At 74.9% G+C, this 26,134-nt stretch carries 19 protein-coding genes and 1 pseudogene; 14 read left to right on the top strand and 6 right to left on the bottom strand.

Features of this window, described 5'->3' with window-relative positions:
* Positions 1-38 precede the first annotated feature (38 nt).
* On the top strand, positions 39-1,670 hold the full coding sequence (locus AB6N24_RS00705; RefSeq protein WP_412867547.1) for a succinic semialdehyde dehydrogenase: 1,632 nt from the start codon (positions 39-41) through the stop codon (positions 1,668-1,670).
* A gap of 334 nt (positions 1,671-2,004) precedes the next feature.
* Positions 2,005-2,739 carry an alpha/beta fold hydrolase gene (locus AB6N24_RS00700; protein ID WP_412867546.1) on the top strand — a complete coding sequence of 245 codons (735 nt, stop codon included), beginning with the start codon at positions 2,005-2,007 and terminating at the stop codon, positions 2,737-2,739.
* Between the two features lie 130 nt (positions 2,740-2,869).
* On the opposite strand, the gene AB6N24_RS00695 is transcribed toward AB6N24_RS00700, so the two are convergent.
* The 3 genes from AB6N24_RS00695 to AB6N24_RS00685 form a co-directional block, all read right to left on the bottom strand.
* Complete coding sequence (locus tag AB6N24_RS00695) at positions 2,870-4,066, bottom strand: acetate/propionate family kinase (protein WP_412867545.1); 1,197 nt, start codon at positions 4,064-4,066, stop codon at positions 2,870-2,872.
* Positions 4,063-6,153 carry a phosphate acetyltransferase gene (pta, locus tag AB6N24_RS00690; RefSeq protein WP_412867544.1) on the bottom strand — a complete coding sequence of 697 codons (2,091 nt, stop codon included), beginning with the start codon at positions 6,151-6,153 and terminating at the stop codon, positions 4,063-4,065. Before pta ends, AB6N24_RS00695 begins: the two co-directional genes overlap by 4 nt.
* A gap of 91 nt (positions 6,154-6,244) precedes the next feature.
* On the bottom strand, positions 6,245-8,761 hold the full coding sequence (locus tag AB6N24_RS00685) for a phosphoketolase family protein (protein ID WP_412867543.1): 2,517 nt from the start codon (positions 8,759-8,761) through the stop codon (positions 6,245-6,247).
* Between the two features lie 377 nt (positions 8,762-9,138).
* On the opposite strand from AB6N24_RS00685, the gene AB6N24_RS00680 reads away from it, so the two are divergent.
* Together AB6N24_RS00680 and AB6N24_RS00675 are read left to right on the top strand one after the other, a co-directional pair.
* On the top strand, positions 9,139-10,206 hold the full coding sequence (locus AB6N24_RS00680; protein WP_412867542.1) for an SURF1 family protein: 1,068 nt from the start codon (positions 9,139-9,141) through the stop codon (positions 10,204-10,206).
* Positions 10,207-10,305: 99 nt separating this feature from the next.
* Positions 10,306-11,460: a pectinesterase family protein gene (locus tag AB6N24_RS00675; RefSeq protein ID WP_412867541.1), complete on the top strand. Its 1,155-nt coding sequence runs from the start codon at positions 10,306-10,308 to the stop codon at positions 11,458-11,460.
* A gap of 330 nt (positions 11,461-11,790) precedes the next feature.
* Here AB6N24_RS00675 and AB6N24_RS00670 read toward each other — a convergent pair.
* A pseudogene (locus AB6N24_RS00670) lies at positions 11,791-12,072 on the bottom strand (pyridoxamine 5'-phosphate oxidase family protein); the annotation flags it as partial.
* Between the two features lie 66 nt (positions 12,073-12,138).
* On the bottom strand, positions 12,139-13,611 hold the full coding sequence (locus AB6N24_RS00665; protein WP_412867540.1) for a DHA2 family efflux MFS transporter permease subunit: 1,473 nt from the start codon (positions 13,609-13,611) through the stop codon (positions 12,139-12,141).
* A 147-nt stretch (positions 13,612-13,758) separates the two neighbouring features.
* On the opposite strand from AB6N24_RS00665, the gene AB6N24_RS00660 reads away from it, so the two are divergent.
* The 3 genes from AB6N24_RS00660 to AB6N24_RS00650 all read left to right on the top strand — a co-directional run bounded on the left by AB6N24_RS00660 (position 13,759) and on the right by AB6N24_RS00650 (position 16,170).
* Positions 13,759-14,367 carry a TetR family transcriptional regulator gene (locus AB6N24_RS00660; protein WP_412867539.1) on the top strand — a complete coding sequence of 203 codons (609 nt, stop codon included), beginning with the start codon at positions 13,759-13,761 and terminating at the stop codon, positions 14,365-14,367.
* Positions 14,367-15,278 (top strand): alpha/beta hydrolase, encoded by a 912-nt coding sequence (locus AB6N24_RS00655; protein ID WP_412867538.1) that lies wholly within the window; start codon positions 14,367-14,369, stop codon positions 15,276-15,278. Before AB6N24_RS00660 ends, AB6N24_RS00655 begins: the two co-directional genes overlap by 1 nt.
* Before the next feature lie 127 nt (positions 15,279-15,405).
* On the top strand, positions 15,406-16,170 hold the full coding sequence (locus tag AB6N24_RS00650; RefSeq protein WP_412867537.1) for an NADPH-dependent F420 reductase: 765 nt from the start codon (positions 15,406-15,408) through the stop codon (positions 16,168-16,170).
* 61 nt (positions 16,171-16,231) lie between these two features.
* Here the strand turns inward: AB6N24_RS00650 and AB6N24_RS00645 are convergent, their stop codons facing one another.
* Positions 16,232-16,642, bottom strand: coding sequence for a TIGR03618 family F420-dependent PPOX class oxidoreductase (locus AB6N24_RS00645; protein ID WP_412867536.1), 411 nt, complete (start codon positions 16,640-16,642; stop codon positions 16,232-16,234).
* Between the two features lie 225 nt (positions 16,643-16,867).
* Here AB6N24_RS00645 and AB6N24_RS00640 point away from each other — a divergent pair, with 225 nt between their 5' ends.
* The 7 genes from AB6N24_RS00640 to AB6N24_RS00610 all read left to right on the top strand — a co-directional run bounded on the left by AB6N24_RS00640 (position 16,868) and on the right by AB6N24_RS00610 (position 26,016).
* Positions 16,868-17,899 carry a LacI family DNA-binding transcriptional regulator gene (locus AB6N24_RS00640; RefSeq protein ID WP_412867535.1) on the top strand — a complete coding sequence of 344 codons (1,032 nt, stop codon included), beginning with the start codon at positions 16,868-16,870 and terminating at the stop codon, positions 17,897-17,899.
* Positions 17,900-18,050: 151 nt separating this feature from the next.
* A complete protein-coding gene (gene rhaI / locus AB6N24_RS00635) occupies positions 18,051-19,199 on the top strand; it encodes an L-rhamnose isomerase (RefSeq protein ID WP_412867604.1) in 1,149 nt (382 codons plus the stop codon).
* Between the two features lie 108 nt (positions 19,200-19,307).
* Positions 19,308-21,362 carry a bifunctional aldolase/short-chain dehydrogenase gene (locus AB6N24_RS00630; RefSeq protein ID WP_412867534.1) on the top strand — a complete coding sequence of 685 codons (2,055 nt, stop codon included), beginning with the start codon at positions 19,308-19,310 and terminating at the stop codon, positions 21,360-21,362.
* A 4-nt stretch (positions 21,363-21,366) separates the two neighbouring features.
* Positions 21,367-22,884 (top strand): rhamnulokinase, encoded by a 1,518-nt coding sequence (locus AB6N24_RS00625; RefSeq protein WP_412867533.1) that lies wholly within the window; start codon positions 21,367-21,369, stop codon positions 22,882-22,884.
* A 65-nt stretch (positions 22,885-22,949) separates the two neighbouring features.
* Positions 22,950-23,747 (top strand): (Fe-S)-binding protein, encoded by a 798-nt coding sequence (locus AB6N24_RS00620; protein WP_412867532.1) that lies wholly within the window; start codon positions 22,950-22,952, stop codon positions 23,745-23,747.
* Between the two features lie 14 nt (positions 23,748-23,761).
* Positions 23,762-25,351 carry a lactate utilization protein B gene (locus AB6N24_RS00615; RefSeq protein WP_412867603.1) on the top strand — a complete coding sequence of 530 codons (1,590 nt, stop codon included), beginning with the start codon at positions 23,762-23,764 and terminating at the stop codon, positions 25,349-25,351.
* A complete protein-coding gene (locus tag AB6N24_RS00610; RefSeq protein WP_412867531.1) occupies positions 25,348-26,016 on the top strand; it encodes a LutC/YkgG family protein in 669 nt (222 codons plus the stop codon). Before AB6N24_RS00615 ends, AB6N24_RS00610 begins: the two co-directional genes overlap by 4 nt.
* Positions 26,017-26,134: the final 118 nt, after the last annotated feature.

The following is a 26,134-nucleotide window of genomic DNA, read 5'->3' as shown; positions in this document are numbered from 1 at the left end:
CCCTGCCGGTGCCCGGGATGCCCGGTTACCCTGGCCGGATGGCGCACGACGACGAGCACGTCCAGCTGATCGACCCCGAGACCGACCCGCTCGCGACGTACGTGCTCGAGCCCGACGACGTCCGCACGCTCCTTGCGCGCGTCGTGACGTCGCCGGGCCACGAGACCCGCACGACGTACGCACCGTTCACGGGGGGCCCGATCGCCGCCGTCCCGCTCTCGACGCCGGACGACGTCGCGCGCGCCGTGCGGTCCGCGCGCCGCGCGCAGCACACCTGGGCCGCGCTCCCGCTGCGCCGCCGCGCCGAGGTGCTGCTGCGGCTGCACGACCTCGTCCTCGCGCACCAGAGCGACGTCCTCGACCTGGTCCAGCTCGAGAACGGCAAGTCCCGGGCGAGCGCGTACGAGGAGGTCGTCGACGTCGCGCTCGTCGCGCGGCACTACGCCGTCAAGGCCCGCGCGTACCTCGCGCCCCGGCGCAGCGGCGGGATCCTGCCCGGCCTCACGGGCACGCGCGTGCTGCGCCACCCGCTCGGCGTCGTGGGCGTCGTCGCACCGTGGAACTTCCCGCTGACCCTCGCGCTCAGCGACGTCCTCCCGGCGCTCGTCGCGGGCAACGCCGTGGTGCTGCGCCCGGACCCGCAGACGGCGCTCACCGCGCTGTGGGCCGCCGAGCAGCTCGAGGTCGCGGGCCTGCCGCCCGGGGTGCTGCAGGTCGTGGTCGGCGACGGGCCGACGGTCGGGGCGGCGGTCGTCGAGCACGTCGACCAGGTGAGCTTCACGGGGTCGACCGCGACCGGCCGGGTCGTCGCCCGGCGGGCCGCCGAGCGGCTGATCCCCGCGACGCTCGAGCTCGGGGGCAAGAACCCGATGTACGTCGCGGACGACGTCGACGTCGAGACGGCCGCCGAGGGGGCCGTGCGGGCGTGCTTCGCGAGCACGGGCCAGCTGTGCGTGTCGATCGAGCGGCTCTACGTGCACGAGGCGGTCGCCGACGAGTTCCTCGCGGCGTTCGTCCGGCGCACCCGCGCGCTGTCGCTCGGTGCCGGGCTCGACTACCTGGCCGACGTCGGCTCCCTCACGTCGGCCGCACAGCTCGCGACGGTCGTCGAGCACGTCGAGGACGCGCTGACCCACGGCGCGCGCGTGCTCGCGGGTGGCGTGCACCGCACCGACCTCGGGCCGTTCTTCTACGAGCCGACCATCCTCGACGGCGTCACGGAGGACGCCCGGGTGCACCGCGAGGAGACGTTCGGGCCGGTCGTGTCGGTGTACCGGGTCGCGTCCGACGACGAGGCCGTCGCCGCGATGAACGACAGCGACCTCGGCCTCAACGCGAGCGTGTGGACCCGCAGCGCCCGGCGCGGGGCCGCGCTCGCCGCCCGGGTGCGCGCGGGCACGGTCAACGTCAACGAGGGGTACGCCGCCGCGTGGTCCTCGCTCGGTGCGCCGCAGGGCGGCCGCGGCCAGTCCGGCACGGGTCACCGGCACGGTCCGGAGGGCCTGTGGGCGACGACCGCGACCCAGACCGTCGCGGTGCAGCGCGGCGTGCACGGGTTCGCCGGGCTGCCCGGGGTGGGCCTGCGGCGGGTCTACGAGCTCGACGCCGAGCAGTGGACCTCGATGATGACCGGCGCGCTGCGGGTCATGAAGGCGCTGCGCCGGCCGTGACCGGGGGCGCGGCGGACGGCGGACCGGCTCCGGCGGGCAGCGTGCGAGCGGGATGGGATGCGACCGCTGCAGCGGACGCGCGCGGCCCGGTCGACCTCTCCGCGTACGCCGTGCCGACGTTCGGGCGGAACCTGCTGCCGCCGCACGTCGAGGGGGTCGTGCCCGGTGCCCGGAGCCGGCTCGACGTCGCGTACTCGGTTTGGCGCGGCGTGCGCCCGCTGCTGCTCGACCTGCACGTGCCCGCCGGGCCGGCGCCCGCGACCGGGTGGCCGTGCGTGGTGTGGGTGCACGGCGGCGGGTGGCAGGAGGGGCACCGGCGCTCGACGCCCGACGGGTGGCCCGAGGGTGGCTGTTCACGGCGCTCGTGCGCGCGGGGCTCGCGGTCGCGACGGTCGACTACCGCCTCTCGGGCGAGGCGCGGTTCCCGGGACCGCGCGACGACGTGTCGAACGCGGTCCGCCACCTCCGGGTGCACGGCCGGGACCTCGGCCTCGACCAGGACCGGTTCGCGCTCGCGGGCGAGAGCGCGGGCGGCCACCTCGCCGGGGCCGCGGCGCTCGCGGGCTACGGGAGCATCGGGGGCCGGGTCCAGGCGCTCGTCCTGCTCTACACGCCGACCGACCTCGTCGCCCAGGTCGCGAGCAAGGGGCTCACGCCCGAGCAGGAGGCCGACACCCCGGAGGCACGGCTGCTCGGGGGCCGGCCCGCCGACCTCGTCGACGACGACACGAGCCTGCGGGCGTCGCTGCACCGGGCGGTCGAGACGTTCACCGAGCTCGCCGAGCCGGGGGCGCCGCACCCGCCCGTCCTCCTCGTGACCGGCGACTCCGACCGGACGGTCCCGCCCGCACTGAGCCGCCGGCTGCACGACGACCTCGTCGCCGCGGGAGCGCCCGACGTGACGCTCGACGTCGTCCCGGGCGCCGACCACTGCCTGGTCGGGGTCGACCCCGTCCCGGTCCTGGAGCGCGTCGTGGCGTTCCTCGCCGACCGGCTCCGCCCCGAGGTGGCCGCGCGGACCCCGCGGCACGTGCCGGCGTTCGAGCAGGCGGCGGGCGACGAGGACTGACGCGGCGACCCGGGTCCCGGTTCCGGGCCCGGCGCAGGCGGACGCGCAGACGCGGACGGCCGCGACCGGACGTGGTCCGGACGCGGCCGTCGGCTCGCGCGCCCAGCCCGTGCGGGCCGGTGTGCGGACGTCAGCCCGCCGCGATGGTCTCGACCGCCTGGCGGGCGATCTCGAGCTCCTCGTTCGTGGGGATGACGAGGACCGCGACCTCGGCGCCCTCGGGCGAGATGACCGTGTCCTCGGTGACCCGGCCGGTGTTGCGCTCCGGGTCCACCTCGATGCCCAGGCGCTCGAGGCCCGCGAGGGCGCCGGCCCGGACCAGGTGGTCGTTCTCGCCGATGCCCGCGGTGAACACGATCGCGTCGACCCGGCCGAGGTGCGCGTAGTAGCTGCCGACGTAGCCCTTGAGGCGGTGGTAGTACACGTCGAGCGCCGTGCGGGCGTTCTCGTCGCCCGCGTCGACGGCGGCGTGCACGTCGCGCATGTCCGTGTGCCCGGCGAGCCCGAGCATCCCCGACCGGCGGTTGAGCAGGTCGTCGAGCTCGTCGATCGACATCCCGGCGACGCGCGCGAGGTGGAGCAGCACCGCGGGGTCGATGTCGCCCGAGCGCGTGCCCATGACGAGGCCCTCGAGCGGGGTCAGGCCCATCGACGTCTCGACCGACCGCCCGCCGCGGACCGCGGTCGCGGAGGCGCCGTTACCGAGGTGCAGCACGATGACGTTGAGGTCGGCGGGGTCCTTGCCGAGGAACGCGGCCGTCTGCCGGGACACGTACAGGTGCGAGGTGCCGTGCGCGCCGTAGCGGCGGATCGCGTACCGGCGGGCGACCTCACGGTCGATCGCGTACTCGTACGCGGCGGGCTCGAGCGTGCTGTGGAACGCGGTGTCGAAGACCGCGACGTGCGGGGTCGACGGGAACGCGTGCCGCGCAGCCTTCACGCCCGAGACGTTCGCGGGGTTGTGCAGCGGTGCGAGCGAGGAGAGGTCGTCGATCTGCTGGAGGACCGCGTCGTCGATCACCGCGGGACCGGCGAAGACGCTGCCACCCTGCACGATGCGGTGCCCGACGGCCGCGAGCTCCGACTCGACGAGGTGCGGGCCGTGCTCCTCGAACAGCTGCAGGACCAGCGCCATGCCGGCCTCGTGGTCGGGGACGGGCTGCTCGAGCGTCGTCGTGCCCGCGGGCCCGGTGTGCTTGAGCCGGCCGGTCGGCTGGCCGATCCGCTCGACGAGCCCCGTGGCGAGGGCCTCGTGCGTCTCGACGTCGATCAGCTGGTACTTGATCGAGGACGAGCCGGAGTTGATGACGAGGACGCGAGTGCTCACTGGAGGCCTTCCGGGTCGGACGCGCCGAGCGCGTCGAGCGCCTGCGCCTGGATCGCGGTGATCGCGACGGTGTTGACGATGTCCTGGACGAGCGCGCCTCGCGAGAGGTCGTTGACGGGCTTGCGCAGCCCCTGCAGCACGGGGCCGACGGCCACGGCTCCCGCGGAGCGCTGGACCGCCTTGTAGGTGTTGTTGCCGGTGTTGAGGTCGGGGAAGACGAACACCGTGGCCCGGCCCGCCACCGCGGAGTCGGGCATCTTGGTCTGCGCGACCGAGGCGTCGACGGCCGCGTCGTACTGGATGGGGCCCTCGACGCTCAGGTCGGGGCGGCGCTCGCGCACGAGCTCGGTCGCGCGGCGGACCTTGTCGACGTCCGCGCCCGAGCCCGACGCGCCCGTCGAGTACGACAGCATCGCGACGCGCGGCTCGATGCCGAACTGGCTCGCGGTGGCCGCGGAGGAGATCGCGATGTCCGCGAGCTGCTCGGCGGTCGGGTCCGGGTTGACCGCGCAGTCCCCGTACACGAGCACCCGGTCCTCGAGGCACATGAGGAACACCGACGAGACGATCGAGACGCCCGGGACCGTCTTGATGATCTCGAACGACGGCTTGATCGTGTGCGCCGTGGTGTGCAGCGCGCCCGAGACCATGCCGTCCGCGAGCCCGAGCTGGACCATCATCGTGCCGAAGTACGACACGTCCGCGACGATCTCGCGGGCCCGGTCGAGCGTCATGCCCTTGTGCCGGCGCAGCTCGGTGTACTCCTCGGCGAAGCGCTCGAAGAGCTCGCCCGACGCGGGGTCCACGACGTGCGCGTCGTCGAGCCGCAGCCCGAGCTCGACGCCGCGGGCCCGGATCGCCGTCTCGTCGCCCAGCAGCGTGATGTCCGCGACGCCGCGCTGGAGCAGGGTCGACGCGGCGCGCAGGATGCGGTCGTCGTTGCCCTCGGGGAGCACGATCTTCTGGCGCGAGGAGCGGGCCCGGTCGAGCAGCTCGTACTCGAACATGAGCGGCGTGACGACCTCGATGCGCGGGACCTCGAGCGCCGCGAGGAGCGCGGTGCCGTCGACGTGCTTCTCGAACAGCGCGAGCGCCAGGTCGACCTTGCGCTGCGAGTCGCTGCTCAGCCGGCCGCGGGTGCGCGCGGCGGCGCTCGCGCTGCGGAACGTCCCGAGGTCGGTGCGGATGATCGGCAGGCGCGCGCCGAGCCCCTCGACGAGGCGCGCGACGGTCGGCGGCGGGTAGAAGCCGCCGTTGAGGATGATCCCGGACAGCGACGGGAAGCCCTCGGCCGCGTGCGCGGTGAGCAGGCCGAGCAGGATGTCGGAGCGGTCGCCCGGGGTGATGACGACGACGCCGTCGTGCAGCCGGTCGAGCAGGTGCTCGATCGACATCGCGCCGACCAGCACGTCCACGACCTCGCGCGAGAGCAGCTCCTCGTCGCCGACCGTGAGGTGCCCGCCCACGGCCTCCATGAGCTGGCGGACCGTCGGCGCCGACAGGAAGGGCTCCTCGGGCAGCGCCCACGCGGGCACCTCGGAGCCGAGGGCGACGCGGACGGCGTCGAGCGCGCCCGGGTCGCAGCGGTTCGCGACGACCGCGATGGCGTGCGCGTGGTTCGCCTCGAGCTCGGACAGCGAGACCTCGGCGGCCTGCCGGACCGCCTCGGGCGTGCGGCCGTAGCCGCTCACGACGAGCAGGACCGGGGCGCCGAGGTTCGCGGCGATGCGCGCGTTGTACGCGAGCTCGGTCGGGCCCGCGACGTCGGTGTAGTCGGTGCCCACGATGACGACCGCGTCGCACTGCCGCTCGACCGCGTGGTAGCGCTGGACGATCTCGGCGAGCGCCGCCTCGGGGTCCGCGTGCACCTGCTCGTACGTCACGCCGACGCAGTCGTCGTACGCGAGGTCGACGCCGTCGTGCGCGAGCAGGAGCTCGAGGACGTAGTCGCGCGTGTCCGTCGAGCGCGCGACGGGGCGGAAGACCCCGACCCGCTGCACGGTGCGGGTGAGGAGGTCGACGAGCCCGAGCGCGACGGTCGACTTGCCGGTCTCGCCCTCGGAGGACGTCAGGTAGATGCGGGCCACGGGACTGCTTCTCTCTGTGCTGGTCCCCGGGGTGCCGGGGAGGGCGGACGCGGACGGGGCGCCGGGACGGTGGTCCCGACGCCCCGGTGCGTCACTCGTTGTCGCCGCCGGTCGCGGCGGTGGCGTTGTGGCCGGCGAAGGTCTGCCGCTGGCCGTCGTACTCCGTGCCGCTCGCGTCCCGGCCGGTCTCGCCCGCGTCGGGCCAGACCCAGTCGCGCACCTCGGGGATGTCCTCCCCGTGGCGGCGCGTGTACTCCCGGGCCTCGATCCGCCGGTCGTCCATGCGCTGGCGCAGGCTGGCCGCCTTCGAGCGCAGGCCCGGGGTGTGGTCGATGACGTCCATGACCAGGTGGAACCGGTCGAGGTCGTTGAGCATGACCATGTCGAACGGCGTCGTGGTCGTGCCCTCCTCCTTGTACCCGCGCACGTGGATGTTGGAGTGGCCCTTGCGGCGGTACGTCAGGCGGTGGATGAGCCACGGGTACCCGTGGTAGGCGAACACGACCGGCTTGTCGGTCGTGAACAGCGTGTCGAAGTCGCGGTCCGAGAGCCCGTGCGGGTGCTCGCGCTCGTCCTGCAGGCGCATGAGGTCGACGACGTTGACCACGCGCACCTTGAGGTCGGGCAGCTCGCGCTTGAGGATGTCGGCCGCGGCGAGCACCTCGAGCGTCGGCACGTCGCCCGCGCAGCCGAGCACGACGTCCGGGTCCTCGCCCGGGCGCTCGGTTCCGGCCCAGTCCCAGATGCCGAGGCCCCGCGTGCAGTGCGCGACGGCCTGGTCCATCGTCAGGAAGTTCGGCGCGGGCTGCTTGCCCGAGACCACGACGTTGACGTACTGCCGGCTGCGCAGGCAGTGGTCGTACGTCGAGAGCAGCGTGTTCGCGTCCGGCGGCAGGTACACGCGGATGATGTCGGACTTCTTGTTGACCACGTGGTCGATGAAGCCGGGGTCCTGGTGGCTGAACCCGTTGTGGTCCTGGCGCCACACGTGGCTCGAGAGCAGGTAGTTCAGGCTCGCGATGGGCCGGCGCCACGGGATGTCGTCGGTGACCTTCAGCCACTTCGCGTGCTGGTTGAACATCGAGTCGATGATGTGGATGAACGCCTCGTAGCAGTTGAACAGGCCGTGGCGACCGGTCAGCAGGTACCCCTCGAGCCAGCCCTGGCACTGGTGCTCCGAGAGCATCTCGACGACGCGGCCCACGCGGGCGAGGTGGTCGTCGACCTTGTCGCTCTTGTACTCCGCGTTCCAGACCTTGTCGGTCACGTCGAACACGGCCTGCAGGCGGTTCGACGCGGTCTCGTCGGGCCCGAAGATCCGGAAGTTGTCGGGGTTGAGGCGGATGACCTCGGTGAGCCACTGGCCCAGCACGCGCGTCGCCTCGCTGATCGAGCCGCCCGGCACGGGCACGTCGACCGCGAAGTCGCGGAAGTCGGGCAGCCGCAGGTCCTTGAGCAGCAGGCCGCCGTTGGTGTGCGGGTTGTCGCTCATCCGCAGCGTGCCGCCGGGGGACAGGGCCGCGACGTCGTCGACCAGCCGGCCGTCCTCGTCGAACAGCTCCTCGGCACGGTACGAGCGCAGCCAGCCGTCGAGCACCTGGAGGTGCTCCTCGGTGTCGCGCGCGCTCGCGAGCGGCACCTGGTGCGAGCGCCACGAGTCCTCGACCTGCTTGCCGTCGATGACCGGCGGGCACGTCCAGCCCTTGGGGGTGCGGAAGACGATCATCGGCCACTGCGGGCGCGTCTCGTCGCCCTCGTGCGCGCGGGCCTTGATCGCGGCGATCTCGTCGAGCACCTCGTCGAGCAGCGCGGCGAAGCGCGCGTGCACCGCAGCGTGGTCCTCCTGGTCGAACCCGCCCGTGAACACGTACGGCTTGTGGCCGTAGCCGCGCATGAGGTCGAGGAGCTCCTCCTCGGGGATGCGCGCGAGGACCGTCGGGTTCGCGATCTTGTACCCGTTGAGGTGCAGGATGGGCAGCACGACGCCGTCCGTCCTCGGGTCGACGAACTTGTTCGAGTGCCAGCTCGTCGCGAGCGGGCCCGTCTCGGCCTCGCCGTCGCCGATGACGGTCGCGACCAGCAGGTCCGGGTTGTCGAACGCCGCCCCGTACGCGTGCGAGAGCGCGTAGCCGAGCTCGCCGCCCTCGTGGATCGACCCCGGCGTCTCGGGGGCGACGTGGCTCGGGATGCCGCCCGGGAAGGAGAACTGCCGGAACAGCCGGCGCACGCCCTCCTCGTCCTGCGTGATGTCGGAGTAGACCTCGGAGTACGTGCCCTCGAGGTAGGAGTTCGCCACCAGCCCGGGACCGCCGTGCCCGGGGCCCGTGATGTAGATCGTCGACTGCTCGCGCTCCGCGATGACGCGGTTGAGGTGCGCGTACAGGAAGTTGAGGCCCGGGGTCGTGCCCCAGTGACCCAGCAGGCGCGGCTTGACGTGGTCGCGCGTGAGCGGCTCGCGCAGGAGCGGGTTGGCGAGCAGGTAGATCTGCCCGACCGACAGGTAGTTCGCCGCGCGCCACCAGGCGTCGATGCGACGGAGCGTCTCGTCGGTGACGGGGGCGCCGGTGCCCGTCCGCCAGGAGGTGTGCTGCGAGGTCGTCGTGCTCATCTGCTCGTCTCCCCGTGGGTGCTGGGTGCTTGCTCGTCGTTCGTTCCTGCGTGCCCCCGCACCACGCGCGCGCGGCGTGCGGTGCCGGTTCCAGCCTTGCGCGGACCAGGACGTGGAGCCGGGACGTCCGACCCAGGCACGACCTCCGACGGTGCGGTGCGCGGTCGCGCGTCGCGTCGTCCGTCCCCGCCCATACAACCCCATCGGGGTCCGGGCCGCACGACCGTGCGCCGCGGCGCCGAGCCGGCCCGACGCGGCCGCTCGGAGGTGTCCGCGCTGGTCACCGGGGCCGTGGGTGAGCGCCGGGCGCCGCGCACGTCCGCCCGTGCGGGCTGCCGTGCGGGGTCCCGGGCGGCTGCGCGAGGTACCGTGCAGGCGTGCTCGAACCCGCCGGCCCGGACCGTCCCGACGCTGCGCGCGCGGGGCGTGACGTCGGTCACGCCGGGGCGCCCGGTGCCGTGGCGGAGGTCGACGCGGGGGCCACGGCCGGGGCTGCTCCCGAGCGGGACGACGAGGGGCGCGCCGGTCCCGCTGCGGGCGAGGGCGACGCCGGTGCCCCGCCGACGACGTTCCTGCGTGCGGCGGTGCGTCCGCGCATGCTCGTCCTGCTCCTCGTGCTGCTCGCGGCCGCCGCGGTCTGCGCGCGTCTGGGCGTCTGGCAGCTCGACCGCGCCGAGATCCGGGGCGCCTCCGAGGCGGCCGAGCGCCGCGCCGAGCAGGCCGCCGCCGAGCCCGTCGGGATCGGGACGGTGCTCGAGCCGCAGACGACGTTCCGCGGCGAGCTCGTCGGGCAGCACGTCACGGCGCGCGGCGTCTACGAGCCCGCGGGGCAGCTGCTCGTCGAGGGTCGCGCGCTCGACGGGCGCACCGGCTACCTCGTGCTCACCCCGCTGCGCGTGCACGACGCGGACCCGGGCGGCTCGGCGTCGACCCCGGCAGGGGAGTCGGGGTCCGGGGACGCCGGTCGGGCGCAGCCCGGCTCGGGCGACCCGGTGCTCCCGGTCGTGCGCGGGTGGGTCGCGGACCCCGACGACGCCGCCGCGCTCGCGGTCCCGGCGGGCGAGGTCACGGTCTCGGGCTACCTGCAGTCGTCGGAGGGTGCGGGCGACGGCGGCTCGGCGCCCGGGCGCACCGACGCGATCAGCTCGGCGGCGCTGGTCAACGCCTGGGGTGGCCCGATCTGGAGCGGCTACGTGGTGCTGACCCGGTCCGATCCCGGCCAGGGCGACGCGCTCGCGCAGCTCCCGCCGCCGACTCGCTCCGGCTCGGGGCTCAACGTCCAGAACCTCGCCTACGCGGCGCAGTGGTGGATCTTCGGCGGGTTCGCGCTCGTGCTGTGGATCCGGATGGTGCGCGACGAGGCGCGGGGCGGCGTGCCGGGGCTGCCCGACGCTGCGGGCGGGGCGCCGGAACCGTCCGGCGCCCGGCCGGACGCCCGCGGCTGACCGGGCCGCGCCGGCGCCGAGCGCAGGGACCTTGACCGGTCCCCGGCGGGTGCCCTAGCGTCGGCGCGTCCGGAAAGCGCTTTCTACAGTGAGGTAGAGATGCACGCACGACGACGCACCCGACTGCTCGCGATCCCGGTGGCTGTGCTCGGCCTGGTCGTGGGAGCCCTCGCCCCGACCGCTGCCGCGACCGTCCCGGACCCCTCCGGCGAGGCCGCGCCGGACGCCACGCGCGTCGCCGAGCGGGGGAGCGGTGCGGGGCACGACGGCCACCAGGGCCGGCCCGACGCGACCGTCTCCGCCGACGGCCGGGCCGACTTCGCGAGCGTCCAGGCCGCGATCGACGCCGCCCCGGAGGGCGCCACGGAGCCGTGGGTCATCGCGGTCCGCCCGGGCGAGTACCGGGAGCTCGTCAAGGTCCCCGCGACGAAGCCGTTCCTCACCCTCGTCGGCACCGGGCGCCGCGCGCAGGACGTCGTCATCGCCTACGACAACGCGAACGGGACCCCCAAGCCGGACGGCACCGGCACCTACGGCACGAGCGGCAGCGCGAGCGTGACGCTGGACGGCTCCGACTTCACCGCGCGCAACCTCACGTTCGCCAACCTGTTCGACGAGGCCGCGCACCCCGAGATCACCAACCGCCAGGCCGTCGCGGTGCTGACCCGTGCGGACCGGCTCGTCTTCGACGGCGTCCGGTTCCTCGGCAACCAGGACACGCTGTACGTCAACAGCGCGTCGGCGGCGGTCGTCGCGCGCGCCTACTTCCGCGACTGCTACGTCGAGGGCGACGTCGACTTCGTCTTCGGCCGCGGGACCGCCGTGTTCGAGGTCTGCGAGATCCGCTCGCTCACGAGGGGCTCGACGACCAACAACGGGTACGTCACCGCCCCGAGCACGATGATCGCGAACCCGTACGGCTTCCTGTTCACGCGCTGCCGCTTCACGAGCGACGCGCCCGCGGGCACCGTCTTCCTCGGCCGGCCCTGGCACCCGAGCAACGACCCCGACGCGATCGGCCAGGTGCTCGTGCGGGACTCGTGGATCGGTGCGCACGTCGGGGCCACCCCGTGGAGCGACTTCTCGGGTGGTTGGTCCTGGCGCGACGCGCGCTTCGCCGAGCACCACAATCGCGGGCCCGGTGCGCTCGTGACGCCCGACCGGCCGCAGCTCACGCGTGCCGAGGCCGCAGCGTTCACCCCGCGGGCCTACCTCGCGGGCGACGACGGCTGGGCGCCGTTCCGGCGGAGCTGACCGAGCCGGGCGGAGCTGAACCGAGCGGGCGGGGCCGGGCGGGCCGGGCGGGGTGCGCGGCGGTCGACCGGGCCATCGACGCGGTCGAGCTCCCGACGGTCGTGACCGGCCTCGTGGCGCGCGCTCGCGGACGAGCAGCCTAGACGCGGACCTCGACCCGACCGTCGTGCTCGTCGAGGACGTAGACGTGCGACGCCCGGGCCCGGTACAGCCGGAACTGCGCCGCCCCGGTGACGTCCTGCGCGTCCACGTCCGCAGCCCCTGCTCGGCGGTGCGCCGGTTGTAGACGGCGAGCGCGTCCGCCCGGTCGTCCGGGCCGACCTCGGCAGCCTCCGCCTCGACGTACACCGCCGCGGCACCGCCCACCGCGGCGGTCGAGTCGAAGACGACGACGGCCACGGCGGGCTGCGCGGCGACGTTGACGGAGTGACGTGCGCCGGGGCGCGACACCCAGACGAAGTCGGCGCAGTCCCGCTCGGCGAACCACACGGGCGTCGCCCACGGCCGTCCCCGGGCGTCGGCGGTGGCGAGCGTCAGGTAGGTGGCCGCCGCGACCACGCGCCGCGCCTCGTCCGCCACCGTCGCGTCGTCCGCACCGTCGTCGACCGCCATGGTCCTGCCTCCCGGGTCGGGGTCGTCGTCGTGGGGCAGACGCGACGCCCGGCCGGAACTCATCGGTCAGGGGGTGTCCGCCCCCGGGGTCGGCCTGCCGATGAACAAGGTGCCGATGACCGCCCCGACGGCGATGACCCCCGCGGCCGTGAAGGCGCCCCGCCCCGCGGACACCGCTTCGCCGACCGTGAGCGCCCCGGCGTCCGCGGCGCGGGAGGCGATCGTGTAGGCGGAGACGAGCACCGCCCCGCCGGCGGCTCCGGCGAGCTGCTGGGCGGTCGTGAACGCCGCGGTGCCGTGCGGGTAGAGGTCGGCGCGCAGGGACGACAGGGCCGTCGTGGTCAGGGGTGCCCACATCAGGGCCTGGGCGGCGGACATCACGAGGTACGCGACCAGCAGCGTGCCGACGCCCGTGTCCTGGTCCAGCGTGCTGAGGAACCACAGCGAGGCGGTCCAGACCAGCGCACCCGGGATCGTCAGCGGGCGCGGTCCGACGCGGTCGTAGACACGGCCGCCGAGAGCGGACACCAGCGCGATGACCGCCCCGCTCGGGACGAGGAAGAGCCCGATCGCCAGGGTCTCGAGCCCGAGCACGCCGCTGAGGATCAGGGGCAGGACCAGTGCGGTGCCGAACCCGTTCATCGCGACGACGAGCATCACCACGAGCGACAGCGTGAAGGTCCTCGTGCGGAAGATCCGCAGGTCGAGGAACGGCTCGGTGCGCCGTCGCAGCGCGAGCTGGCGCAGCACGAAGGCCGCGACCCCCGCGAGGCCCACGGTGATCGGGACGAGCGGGGGGAGGGCGACGTGACCGGTGACCGACTCCCCGATCGAGGCGAGCCCGAAGACGAGCGCACCGAACCCGACGGCGGACAGGACCAGGGACGGCACGTCGAGCGTGACCGGCTCCGGCGTGGTGATGTTCCGGAGCCTGGCCGCCCCGAGCGCGAGAGCGACCAAGGCGATCGGCAGGACGAGGATGAACAGCCACCGCCAGGGCAGCTGGGACAGCACGAGCCCGGAGACGGCCGGACCGACGGCGGGCGCGATGGCCGGGACGGCGGTGACGAGGGCCATCGTGCGGCCGCGCCGGGCCGCGGGGACCAGGCGCATGGCGGTCGTCATCAGCAGCGGGACGAAGACCGCGGTGCCGACGGCCTGGACGAGCCGGCCGGCCAGCAGCACGCCGAAGCCCGGTGCGGCGGCGGCGATCGCGGTGCCCAGAACGAACAGCGACATGGCACCGAGGAAGATCGTGCGCAGGTGGAAGCGCCGCATGACGAAGCCGGTCGCCGGGACGAGCACGGCGAGCGTCAGCAGGTAGCCGGTCGTCAGCCACTGCCCGGTCGTCGGAGTGATCCGCAGGTCCGCGATCAGGCTGGGCAGCGCCACCCCGAGCAGCATCTCGTTCAGCAGGACGATGAACGCGGACCCCATGAGCAGGCCGATGACCAGCGCGTCGCCGGGCGCGAGCCGCGTGCGGGGATCGGCGGACGAGGCCACCGGGGCAGCTGCTGCTGCCGTCGTCGAGGTCACCATGTCGGTTCGTGCTCCGTCTCTGCGGGGTGGCTTCACCGCGCCCGACGCCTCGAGGCACTGGCGGCGGACGGGTAGATGGAGATAGTCTCCGGTTAGCCGTGACGATACGGAGAGTGTCTCCGGAAAGTCAACGAGAGGACCCCGAACGTGTCGCAGACCACTCCGGGCGCCGGGCGCAAGCCGCGGACCGACGCCCAGCGCAACCGCAGCCACATCCTCGACACGGCCGAGGAGTACTTCTCCGCGCACGGGGTCTCCGGGTCGTTGGACGCGATCGCGAAGCAGGCCGGCGTGGGGCCGGGGACGCTGTACCGGCACTTCCCCAACCGCGAGGCGCTGCTCGCGGCGCTGCTGTCGGCCCGGCGGGAGCGGCTGGAGCAGCGGCGTGAGTCCCTCCGGGCCGGCGCGGGTGACGCGGCTGACGCGCTCGCCCAGTGGCTCGACGCCCTGGCCGAGTGGGCCGGCGCCTTCGACGGTCTGCCCGAGCCGCTGCGCCAGGCGCTCGCCGAGGGCACGTCCCCCCTGGCCCTCACCTGCGAGGGCTTCGTCTCGACCACCGACGAGTTCCTCCGCGCAGCGCAGCGCGAGGGCGGCGCCCGCCCCGAGGTGCGTGGGCGCGACCTGTTCCTCGCGGTGCTGGCGGTCAGCTGGGTCCGCGGGGCCGCGATGGCCGACGACGCGTCGGGAGCGGCACTGTCCGCGCTGCTGCGGACCGGGTGGTCGAGCGCTCCGGCCCGACCCGGCGCGGAGGGCTGATGGAGCTCGACCGCGTCCTGCCGGAGCTGCGGGAGCCGATGCAGCGCGCGCAGGTGAAGGCGCCCCGCTGGCTCGTCCGCGCTGCGGTCCGCGTCATGCGCGTCCCCCGGTCGGAGCGCGTGCGCGTCCGCACGGCGAAGGCCGGTGCCGTCCGGCTCCGCACCTACGTCCCGGTCGGCGTCCGGAGCGGCGCAGGCCTGCTGTGGATCCACGGTGGCGGACTGCTCTTCGGCGACGCCCGCCAGGACGAGGCGCTGTGCCTGTCCACCGCGGAGCGGCTCGGTGTCGTCATCGTCTCCGTCAACTACCGCTTCGCGCCCGAGCACCCGTTCCCCGCGGCGCACGACGACGTGCGTGCGGGGTGGCACTGGTTCGTCGAGCAGGCCGCGCGGCTGGGCGTGGACCTGGGGCGGATCGCGGTCGGGGGAGAGAGCGCCGGCGCGGGGCTGGCGGCCGCGCTCGTGCAGCGCCTGCACGACGGCGGCGGTGTGCAGCCGGTCGCGCAGTGGCTGTTCGCGCCCATGCTCGACGACCGCACCGCGGCTCGGCGGGACCTCGACGCGGTCGAGCACTTCGTGTGGGACAACCGGTCCAACCGCGAGGGGTGGTCCGGTTACCTGCGAGGGGAACCCGGCCGCGCCGATCCGCCGCCGTACGCCGTCCCGGCCCGGCGCACCGACCTCCGCGGCCTCCCGTCGGCGTACCTGGCCTACGGCGACATCGAGCTCTTCGCGGCAGAGGATCGCGCGTACGCGGACGCCCTGGAGGCTGCGGGGGTCCCGGTGACGACCGACGTCGTCGCGGGTGCCCCGCACGGCTTCGAGAACTGGGCCCACCGCACGCCGGTGGCGCAGTCCCTGCTCACGCGTGCCCAGGCCTGGCTGGCGTCGGCCCTCGAGCCGCGGCGCTGACCCGTCCCACGCCGCGGTCGAGCGCCGGGGTCGCGCGACCGCCGGCGGGCCGCGGCTGCGGCCGACGTTGACAAAGCGGAGAACCTCTCCGTAATGTCGGGACAGGCAAGCGGAGGCGTTCTCCGCCTTGCTCCGGCGGCAGGCGGCCGCCGCTCGACGACGCGGGGAGACGACCATGCGCACTCTGGGCATCATCGGGAGCGGGAACATCGGCGCCGCGATCGCGCGGCTCGCCGTCGCAGCCGGGATGGACGTCGTGATCGCCAACTCCCGGGGTCCGCAGAGCCTCGATTCCCTCGTGGCCGAGCTGGGACCGCTGGCGACGGCCGGGACGAGCGACGAGGCGGCGCAGGCCGGCGAGGTCGTGGTGCTGTCCATCCCGTTGCGCGCGCACCCGGACGTGCCGGCGGACCTGCTGGCCGACAAGGTCGTGCTGGACACCACCAACTACTACCCGTCGCGCGACGGGCGGATCGCCGCGCTGGACGCCGGTGAGCTGACCACGAGCGAGCTCGTGCAGCGGCACTTCGCGGACAGCGCGCTGGTCAAGGCGTTCACGAACATCCTCGCCCACCACATCCCGCAGCTCGCGCGTCCGACCGGGGCGGCCGACCGTTCGGCCCTGCCGCTCGCGGGCGACGACGCCGCGGCCAAGGCCACCGCTGCAGCGCTCCTCGACCGGCTGGGCTTCGACACGGTCGATGCCGGGTCCCTGGCCGACAGCTGGCGCTTCGAGCCCGAGTCGGCCGCCTACACCCGCCTGTACCTGGCGGACCCGTCGACTCCGGACGAGCAGCTCCTGCAGGCCCCGGCCGGCCCCCGGTCGTCGGCCGAGGTGCTCCAGGCGCTGCGGAGCGCCGAGCGGGTCGACGTCGCCGCACGCGTCTTCTGACCCGTCGCGGACCCGGAGGGCTCGCGCAGCGCCGGGCCGCACGAGCCTCCGGGGGTCCTGCTCAGTCCTGCTTCGCGGCGCCCCAGCCGTGCCAGCGGTCGATCCGCACCCGGACGCTGACGCGGGCACGGTCACGCGTCGGGTACGGGTTGCCGGTGTAGTGGGTCGACAGGCGGTCGATGTCGACGAGGTCGGTGTCCTCCTCGATCGAGACGACGGTGCCCTGCACGCTCACGTGGGTGTACCAGTTCGACTCGGCGAGCGCGGTCAGCGAGACGCGCGGGTCGGTGCGCAGGTGGTTCAGCCGGGCCCGGGACGCGTCGAGGTTGAGCAGCACGGTGCCGTCCTGCTCGACGAGGTACCACGTCGCGACGGTGACGGGTCGGCCGTCGGACGCGACGGTCGCCATGACCGCCGGGTTCGGGCGGGCGAGCAGCGCGGCGACGTCGTCGGGCAGCGGGGGCACGGGCACGGGGTCCTCCGGGTCGGGTCGAGGGTCGCCGGGCCGGTCGGGCGCCCGACGGGGCACGGCTCATCATGCGCCGACGCCGGCCTCCCTCCCACTCGGTCCCGCACCGTCTCGTGTCGTGGGACGCGCGGGTCCGCGGGTTGCCCGGCCCGCGGACCTAGGCTGGGCGCACGCCTCGCCGCGCAGCGCGCCGGGGCGCCGGACGCCCGCGCGGAGAAGAGGACGGACATGGCTGCCCCGACGTCACGACGGCGAGCGTCCGTGATGGACGTGGCGCGCGAGGCGGGCGTCTCGGTCGGCACGGTCTCGAACGTCCTGAACCGCCCGGACGTCGTCAAGCCGGAGACCCGCACGCGGGTCGAGGACGCCATCGCCGCGCTGAGCTTCGTCCCGAACGGCGTCGCGCGCCAGCTCCGCTCACGCACCGTGACGACCGTGGGTGCGCTGGTGCTCGACATCCGCAACCCGTACTTCACCGACGTCGCCCGCGGCATCGAGGACCGGCTGGGCCTCGACGACCACATGCTCATGCTCGCGAGCTCGGACGACGACCCCGAGCGCGAGCGGCGCTACCTGCGCCTGTTCGAGGAGCACGGCGTGCTCGGGGTGCTCGTCGTCCCGGGGTCGGCCGGCACGCGGGCCGTGGAGGAGGTGCACGCGCGCGGGACCCGCGTGGTGCTGCTCGACCACCCGTCGTCCGTCCCCGGCATCCCCTCGGTCGCGGTCGACGACCGGGCGGGCGGCGCGCTCGCGGCCGGGCACCTCCTCGGCCGCGGGCACGAGCGGCTCGTGCTCCTCAACGGGCCGCACTCGATCCGGCAGTGCGTCGACCGGCAGCGCGGCGTGCGCGACGCGGTCGTGCGGGCGGGGCTCGACCCGGACGAGGTGGTCCGCGAGGTCACGGTCTCCAGCATGGACGCGCGCGGGGGCGACGAGGCGATGCGCCGCCTGGTCGCCGAGCGGGACGGCGCGGCGCCCGAGGCGGTGCTGTGCGTCAACGACCTCGTGGCGATCGGTGCGCAGCGGGCGCTGCGCGCGCTCGGCGGGACGGCGCTGCTGCGCTCGACGGCCCTCGTCGGGTACGACGACCTCGACATCTCGAGCGAGCTCGCCTCGCCGCTCACGTCGGTGCGCCAGCCGGCGCTCGAGATGGGGTACCGCGCGGCGGCGATCCTGCTCGAGGGCGACGACGCCACCGAGCAGGACGTCGTCTTCCAGCCCGAGCTCGTCGTGCGCGACTCGAGCACGCACGCGGGCTGACGGGACCCGGGTCTTGCTCGGCGCAGAGCGTGCGGATAGGCTATGAATCGATTCAAAGGCGAACCGAAGGATCACCGTGACCACTGCTCCGTCGCCCGACCGCAGCCCCGGCACCGCCTCGGGCAGGCTGCCCGGCACGCCGCCGCTCGCGCTGCCTGCCGCGCTCGACGACCTCGCGATCGAGCTGCCCTCGTGGGCGTTCGGCAACTCCGGCACGCGTTTCCGCGTCTGGCCGTCGCCGGGCACCCCGCGCACGGTCCAGGAGAAGCTCGCCGACGCCGCGCAGGTCCACCGGTTCACCGGGCTCGCCCCGGCCGTCGCGCTGCACATCCCGTGGGACGCCGTCGACGACTACGCGGCCCTGCGCCGGCACGCCGACGACCTCGGGGTGCGGCTCGGCACGATCAACTCGAACACGTTCCAGGACGAGCGGTTCAAGTTCGGCTCGCTCGCGTCGCGGGACCCGGCGGTCCGCCGCGCGGCGGTCGAGCACCACCTCGACTGCCTCGAGGTCATGGCGCAGACGGGGTCCCGGGACCTCAAGATCTGGCTCGCGGACGGCACGAACTACCCCGGTCAGGACGACATCCGCGCCCGTCAGGACGCCCTGGCGGAGTCGCTGGCCGCGATCTACGCGCAGGTCGGCGAGGACCAGCGGCTGGTGCTCGAGTACAAGTTCTTCGAGCCGGCGTTCTACCACACCGACGTTCCCGACTGGGGCACCGCGTACGCGCAGGTCACGGCGCTGGGCGAGCGCGCGGTCGTGTGCCTGGACACGGGCCACCACGCGCCCGGCACCAACATCGAGTTCATCGTCGCGCAGCTCCTGCGGCTCGGGCGGCTCGGGTCGTTCGACTTCAACTCGCGCTTCTACGCGGACGACGACCTCATCGTGGGCGCCGCCGACCCGTTCCAGCTCTTCCGCATCCTCGTCGAGGTCGTCCGCGGCGGCGGGCTCGGCCCCGGCTCGGACGTCGCGCTCATGCTCGACCAGTGCCACAACGTCGAGGACAAGGTCCCGGGCCAGATCCGCTCGGTGCTCAACGTCCAGGAGATGACCGCCCGGGCGCTGCTGCTCGACCGCGAGGCGCTCGCAGCGGCGCAGCAGGCGAACGACGTGCTGGGCGCCCACCAGGTGTTCATGGACGCCTTCTACACCGACGTCCGTCCCGCGCTCGCCGCGTGGCGCGAGGAGCGAGGGCTGCCCGCCGACCCCATGGCGGCGTTCCTCGCGAGCGGGTACCTCGCGCGGATCGCCGACGAGCGCGTCGGCGGTACGCAGGCCGGCTGGGGTGCCTGAGCGCCCGAGCACGCACCCTCGAGCCCCGTACTCCCCGCACGCACCGCACGCACGGCCACCGGACCGCCGGGCGACCACGCCCGCACCCCTGACGAGAGGACACGTCGGATGACGCACCCCACTGCGGCCGACCTGATCGCCCGGTCGAACCGCCTCGGCGCCGACCCGCGCACGACCAACTACGCGGGCGGCAACACCTCCGCGAAGGGCACCGCGACCGACCCCGTCACGGGGGAGGACGTCGAGCTGCTCTGGGTCAAGGGCTCGGGCGGCGACCTCGGGACGCTCACCGAGCAGAACCTGGCCGTGCTGCGCCTGGACCGGCTGCGCGCGCTCGCGGACGTGTACCCGGGGGTCGAGCGCGAGGACGAGATGGTCGCCGCGTTCGACTACTGCCTGCACGGCAAGGGCGGTGCGGCGCCGTCGATCGACACCGCGATGCACGGGCTGCTCGACGCCGCGCACGTCGACCACCTGCACCCCGACGCCGGGATCGCGCTCGCGACGGCGGCGGACGGCGAGGCGCTGACCCGCGAGCTCTTCGGCGACCGCGTGGCGTGGGTGCCGTGGCGCCGGCCCGGGTTCCAGCTCGGGCTCGACATCGCCGCGATCGCGGCGGCGAACCCCGAGGCGATCGGCTGCGTCCTCGGCGGCCACGGCATCACCGCATGGGGCAGCACGTCCGACGAGGCGGAGGCGCGCTCGCTCGAGATCATCGCCGCGGCCGAGGGGTTCATCGCGGAGCGCGAGCGCCACCTGGCCGCGCAGGGCGGGCACGCGTTCGGCCCGGTCGTCGCGGGTCGCGGCGCGCTCCCCGAGCCCGAGCGGCGCGCCCGCGCGGCGGCGCTGGCCCCGGTGGTCCGCGGCCTCGCGAGCACCGACCGCCCGCAGGTCGGTCATCTCACCGACACGGACGTCGTCCTCGACTTCCTGTCCCGCGAGAGGCTGGCGGCGCTCGCGGCGCTCGGCACGTCCTGCCCCGACCACTTCCTGCGGACCAAGGTCACCCCGCTCGTCGTCGACCTGCCCGCGGACGCACCCCTCGAGGACGTCGTCGCCCGGCTCCGCGAGCTGCATGCGGCCTACCGCGCCGACTACGCCGCGTACTACGCGCGCCACGCGACGCCGGACAGCCCGCCCATGCGCGGCGCGGACCCCGCGATCGTGCTCGTGCCCGGCGTCGGGATGTTCTCGTTCGGCAAGGACAAGCAGACCGCGCGCGTCGCGGGGGAGTTCTACGTCAACGCGATCAACGTCATGCGCGGCGCCGAGGCGATCAGCACGTACGCCCCGATCGACGAGGCGGAGAAGTTCCGGATCGAGTACTGGGCGCTCGAGGAGGCCAAGCTCCGGCGCATGCCGAGGCCGCGGCCGCTCGCCACCCGTGTCGCGCTCGTGACCGGCGCCGGATCGGGCATCGGGCGTGCGATCGCCGAGCGGCTCGCCGCCGAGGGCGCCTGCGTCGTCGTCGCCGACCTGGACCTCGCCGGGGCGCAGGAGGTCGCCGCGTCGCTCGGTGGCCCCGACGTCGCCGTCGCCGTCCGCGCCGACGTCACGTCCGAGGACGACGTGCGCGCGATGGTCGACGCCGCGGCGCTCGCGTTCGGCGGGGTCGACCTCGTCGTCAACAACGCCGGGCTGTCGATCTCCAAGCCGCTGCTCGAGACCACGGCGCGTGACTGGGACCTGCAGCACGACGTCATGGCCCGGGGGTCGTTCCTCGTCTCGCGCGAGGCCGCCCGGGCGATGGTCGCCCAGGGGATGGGCGGCGACGTCGTCTACATCGCGTCGAAGAACTCGCTGTTCGCCGGTCCGAACAACATCGCGTACTCGGCGACCAAGGCCGACCAGGCGCACCAGGTGCGGCTGCTCGCCGCCGAGCTCGGCGCGCACGGGATCCGGGTCAACGGCGTGAACCCGGACGGCGTCGTGCGGGGGTCGGGGATCTTCGCGGGCGGCTGGGGCGCGCAGCGGGCCGCGACGTACGGGGTGCCGGAGGAGGAGCTGGGCCAGTACTACGCGCAGCGCACGATCCTCAAGAAGGAGGTGCTGCCCGAGCACGTCGCCGCGGCGGTGTTCGCGCTGACCGGCCCGGACCTCGTGCAGACGACCGGGCTGCACGTGCCCGTCGACTCCGGCGTCGCCGCCGCGTTCCTGCGCTGACCCCGTGCGCACCTACGTCGCCGTCGACCTCGGCGCCACGAGCGGCCGGGTGATCGCGGGCCGGGTCGAGGGCGGACGGCTCGTCACCGAGGAGACCGCGCGGTTCGCCAACGTGCCGGTCAGCGTGCCCGGGCCGGGCGGGCGGTCGACTCTGCACTGGGACGTGCTGCGGCTCTGGGCGGGCGTGCAGGACGGCCTGGCGGCGGCGGCCCGGCGGTTCGGTCCGGTGACGTCGGTCGGGATCGACGGCTGGGCGGTCGACCACGGGCTGCTCGACGTCGACGGAGCGCTGCTCGGCAACCCGGTGCACTACCGCGACGCGCGGACCGTGGGCGCGCCGGCGCGGCTGTTCGAGCAGATCAGCCCCGAGCGCCACCACGCGCTCACCGGCGTCCAGGTCCAGCCGTTCAACACCGTGTTCCAGCTCGTCGCCGCGGCCGGCACCGCGCAGCTCGGCGCGGCGCGGCGCGCGCTCCTCGTCCCCGACCTGCTCGCGTGCTGGCTCACGGGCGAGCACGTCGCGGAGCTGACCAACGCCTCGACGACCGGGCTGCTCGACGTCACCACCCGCGCGTGGAGCGCGGAGGTGGCGGGCGCGGCCTCGGCGGTCACGGGGGTCGACGTCGGCGCGCTCCTCCCGCGTCTCGTGGCGCCGGGGTCCGTCGTCGGCACGGTCCGGCCGGAGGTGGGCGCGGCGCTCGGGGTCACCGGCGCCCCCGTGGTCGCGGTCGGCTCGCACGACACCGCGTCGGCGGTCGTCGCGATGCCCCTCGGCGGCCGCGACGCCGCCTGGATCTCGTCGGGCACCTGGTCCCTCGTCGGCCTCGAGCTCGACACCCCGGTGCTGACCGCGGCGAGCCGCGCCGCGAACTTCACCAACGAGCTCGGCGTGCACGGGACGGTGCGCTTCCTGCGCAACGTCACGGGGCTCTGGCTGCTGGAGCAGGCGCTCGCGACGTGGGCCGGGCAGGGTCGCCCGCAGGAGCTCGAGCCGCTGCTCGGGCAGGCCGCGGCGGTGCCCGGGCTGCGCTGCGTCGTCGACGTCGACGACCCGGTCCTCGCCGCGCCCGGCGACGTGCCCGCGCGCGTGGCCGAGCTCGCCCGGTCCACGGGGCAGCCCGTGCCGCACGAGCCCGCCGAGGTCGTGCGGGTGCTCCTCGACTCGCTCGCGCTGGCCCACGCCCGCGCGGTCCGGCAGGCCGCCGAGCTCGCCGGCCGCGACGTCGCCGTCGTGCACCTCGTGGGCGGCGGCTCGCGCAACGCGCTGCTGTGCCGGCTCACCGCGGACGCGACCGGCCTGCCTGTCGAGGCCGGGCCCGCGGAGGGGACCGCGACCGGCAACCTGCTCGTCCAGGCCGCGGCCGGCGGTGACGTCGGCGATGACCTCGCGGCGATGCGGGCCGTGGTGCGTGCCTCGACCCAGGTGCGCCGCTACGACCCGTCCGGCGACCGGGCCGCCTGGGAGCGCGCCGAGGAGACGCTCCGCGACCGTTCCTCGTCCCCGGGTCCGAGGGGATCATGAAGGTGGACGTCAGGTAGCGCGCGCAGCCCGACGCCCACCGCCGCCCGACCCCCAGGAGGGGACGCATGCGCATCGCCCTGTTCACGACCTGCCTCGTCGACGGCCTGTTCCCGCACGCCGCCGCCGCGACCGTCCGCCTGCTCGAGCGCCTCGGCCACGAGGTCGTCGTCCCGCCCGGCCAGGCGTGCTGCGGGCAGATGCACGTGAACTCCGGCTACCCCGCTCAGGCGGAGCCGGTCGTGCGCAACCACGTGCGGGCGTTCTGGCCGGTCGTCGAGGGGGAGTGGGACGCGGTGGTCGCACCGTCGGGCTCGTGCGTCGGGTCGACGCGGCACCAGCAGGCCCGCGTCGCACGGCAGGCGGGCGACGAGCGGCTCGCCGTCGCGGCGGAGCGCGTCGCCGCGCGCACCTACGAGCTGTCCGAGCTGCTCGTGGACGTGCTCGGCGTGACCGACGTCGGCGCGCGGTTCCCGCACACCGTGACCTACCACCCGACGTGCCACTCGCTGCGCCTGCTCCGGGTCGGCGACCGGCCCACGCGGCTCCTCGGGCAGGTCGACGGTCTCCGGCTCGTCGACCTGCCCGACGCCGACCAGTGCTGCGGGTTCGGCGGGACGTTCGCGCTCAAGAACTCGGACACGTCGGCCGCGATGGTCGCGGACAAGGCCGACGCCGTGCTCGCCTCGGGCGCCGACGTCGTGACCGCGGGGGACTGGTCGTGCCTCATGAACATCGACGGCGCCCTCTCGCGGCGGGGCGCGGGGACCCGCGCGGTGCACCTCGCCGAGATCCTGGCCGCGACGCGCGACGAACCCTGGCGCCCGCCGGGCACGCGGCGCGCGACCGCACGGAGCGCCTCGTGAGCACCTACCTCGGCATGCCCGGCGTCCCTCCCAAGCCCGCCGCCGAGCCGCTCGACCCGCTGCGGTGGGGGCCGACGTTCCCCGAGGCGGCCCGCGGCACGCTCGACGACGCGCAGCTGCGCACCAACCTGCGCCGCGCGACCCGCACGATCCGCGACAAGCGCCTCGCGGTCACCGCGGAGCTGCCCGACTGGGAGGCCCTCCGCGACGCGGGCGCCGCGATCAAGGCCGACGCGATGGACCGGCTCCCGGAGCTCCTCGAGCAGCTCGAGGCCGCCGTCACCGCGCGGGGTGGCACCGTGCACTGGGCGCGCGACGCCGCGGAGGCCAACCGGATCGTCACCGACGTGGTGCGGGCCGCGGGTGCCCGCGAGGTCGTCAAGGTCAAGTCGATGGCCACCCAGGAGATCGGGCTCAACGAGCACCTCGAGGCCGAGGGGATCGCCGCGCACGAGACCGACCTCGCCGAGCTCATCGTCCAGCTCGCGGGAGACAGGCCCTCGCACATCCTCGTGCCCGCGATCCACCGCAACCGCGACGAGATCCGCGACGTCTTCCGGAGCCGCATGCCCGGCGCCCCGGGTGGGCTCACCAACGAGCCCGCCGCGCTGGCGGCGGCCGCCCGGGAGCACCTGCGCGCGCTGTTCCTGCGCGCCGACGTCGCGATCAGCGGCGCGAACCTCGCGATCGCCGAGACCGGCACCGTCGCGGTCGTCGAGTCCGAGGGCAACGGCCGCATGTGCCTGACGCTGCCGCGCACGCTCGTCACGGTGATGGGCATCGAGAAGGTGCTGCCGACGTTCCGGGACCTCGAGGTGTTCCTCCAGCTCCTGCCGCGCTCGTCCACGGGCGAGCGCATGAACCCGTACACGACGACGTGGACGGGGGTGACACCCGGCGACGGACCCCAGGACTTCCACCTCGTGCTGCTCGACAACGGCCGGACGCGCGCGCTCGCGGACGAGGTGGGCCGCCAGGCGCTGCACTGCATCCGCTGCTCGGCGTGCCTCAACGTCTGCCCGGTGTACGAGCGCACCGGCGGGCACGCGTACGGCTCGGTCTACCCGGGGCCGATCGGTGCGATCCTCACCCCGCAGCTCCTCGGGCTCGACCACGGCGACGCCGCGACCGCGTCGCTCCCGTTCGCGAGCACGCTGTGCGGCGCGTGCTACGACGCGTGCCCCGTCAAGATCGACATCCCGACGGCGCTCGTGCACCTGCGGGATCGTGCGCTGCACGACGGCGGCCCGCGCCGCCCGACCGCTGCGGGCGCCGCGATGGGAGCCGCTGCTGCGGTCCTGTCCTCGGGCCGACGGTTCCGCTGGGCGCTGCGCGGCGCCGAGATCGCGGGCCGGCTGCTCGGCGGTCGCCGCGTGCGCCGGCTCCCGTGGCCGGGCTCGCTGTGGACCGCGAGCCGTGACCTGCCCGCGCTGCCCGTGCGGTCGTTCCGTGACACCTGGGCGGCGCGCAGCGCCCGGGACGCGCGTGCCACCCGGGACGCAGGCTCCGCCCCGCACGCCGGCTCCGCCCCGGACGCGGGCGCGTCCGGTGACGCCCGGCCCGGCGGGCCGTCGCACGGTGCCGACGGGCGGGGACGGTCGTGAGCGCGCGCGACGAGGTCCTGGCGGCGGTGCGCGCAGCGCTCGGCCGGGACGCGCAGACCCGGTCCACGGGCGACGCCCCCGCCGGCGCCGTCCCGCGCGCCTACCGGGTCGAGACGGGCACCGCGTCCGGGTCCGTCGCCGCGTGCGACCTGCTCGAGCACCGGCTCCTCGACTACCGGGCGCGGGTCACCCGGTGCCGGCCCGACGAGGTCGCGGCGACCGTCGCGCACGAGCTCGCGGGCGCGGCGTCCGTGGCCGTCCCGCAGGGGCTGCCGGAGGCGTGGGTGGCTGCGCTGCGCGCCACCGGGGTCACGGTCCGCCACGACGTGCCCGAGCACCCGCTCGCCGCCGCCGAGCTCGACGGCACCGACGCGGTCGTCACGAGCTGCCGGGTCGCGGTCGCCGACACCGGCACGATCGTGCTCGACGCCGGCCCGGGGCAGGGCCGCCGGGTGCTGACGCTGGTCCCGGACCGGCACGTGTGCGTCGTGCGCTCCGACCAGGTCGTCGGGTCGGTCCCGGAGGCGGTCCGCCTGCTCGAGGCGCACCCCGAGCGTCCGCTGACGTGGATCAGCGGGCCGAGCGCCACGAGCGACATCGAGCTCGTGCGCGTGGAGGGCGTGCACGGTCCGCGCGACCTGCGCGTCGTCCTCGTCGGACCCTGAGGGTCAGGGGCGGCCGTTCCCCTGGCCCGCGGCAGGCGACCCGGCGCCCGACGCACCGCCGCCGGACGCACCGCTCCCGGACGCGCCGCCCCCCGGCGCGGTCGCTGGTGCCGCCGGC

Origin of the sequence: Cellulomonas jepli (assembly GCF_047229345.1) — a bacterium.
Lineage (GTDB): Bacteria > Actinomycetota > Actinomycetes > Actinomycetales > Cellulomonadaceae > Cellulomonas_A.
Note: the sequence above shows the minus strand (reverse complement) of the source record. Positions and strands in the feature narration are given on the sequence as shown.

What these genes read in the sequence shown, in the direction of transcription:
- AB6N24_RS00615 (WP_412867603.1), top strand. Translation starts at nt 23,762, where the DNA reads ATGCCCGGCGTCCCTCCCAAGCCCGCCGCCGAGCCGCTCGACCCGCTG.
- AB6N24_RS00620 (WP_412867532.1), top strand. Translation starts at nt 22,950, where the DNA reads ATGCGCATCGCCCTGTTCACGACCTGCCTCGTCGACGGCCTGTTCCCG.
- AB6N24_RS00640 (WP_412867535.1), top strand. Translation starts at nt 16,868, where the DNA reads ATGGCTGCCCCGACGTCACGACGGCGAGCGTCCGTGATGGACGTGGCG.
- AB6N24_RS00655 (WP_412867538.1), top strand. Translation starts at nt 14,367, where the DNA reads ATGGAGCTCGACCGCGTCCTGCCGGAGCTGCGGGAGCCGATGCAGCGC.
- AB6N24_RS00630 (WP_412867534.1), top strand. Translation starts at nt 19,308, where the DNA reads ATGACGCACCCCACTGCGGCCGACCTGATCGCCCGGTCGAACCGCCTC.
- AB6N24_RS00705 (WP_412867547.1), top strand. Translation starts at nt 39, where the DNA reads ATGGCGCACGACGACGAGCACGTCCAGCTGATCGACCCCGAGACCGAC.
- AB6N24_RS00685 (WP_412867543.1), bottom strand. Translation starts at nt 8,761, where the DNA reads ATGAGCACGACGACCTCGCAGCACACCTCCTGGCGGACGGGCACCGGC.
- AB6N24_RS00665 (WP_412867540.1), bottom strand. Translation starts at nt 13,611, where the DNA reads ATGGTGACCTCGACGACGGCAGCAGCAGCTGCCCCGGTGGCCTCGTCC.
- AB6N24_RS00675 (WP_412867541.1), top strand. Translation starts at nt 10,306, where the DNA reads ATGCACGCACGACGACGCACCCGACTGCTCGCGATCCCGGTGGCTGTG.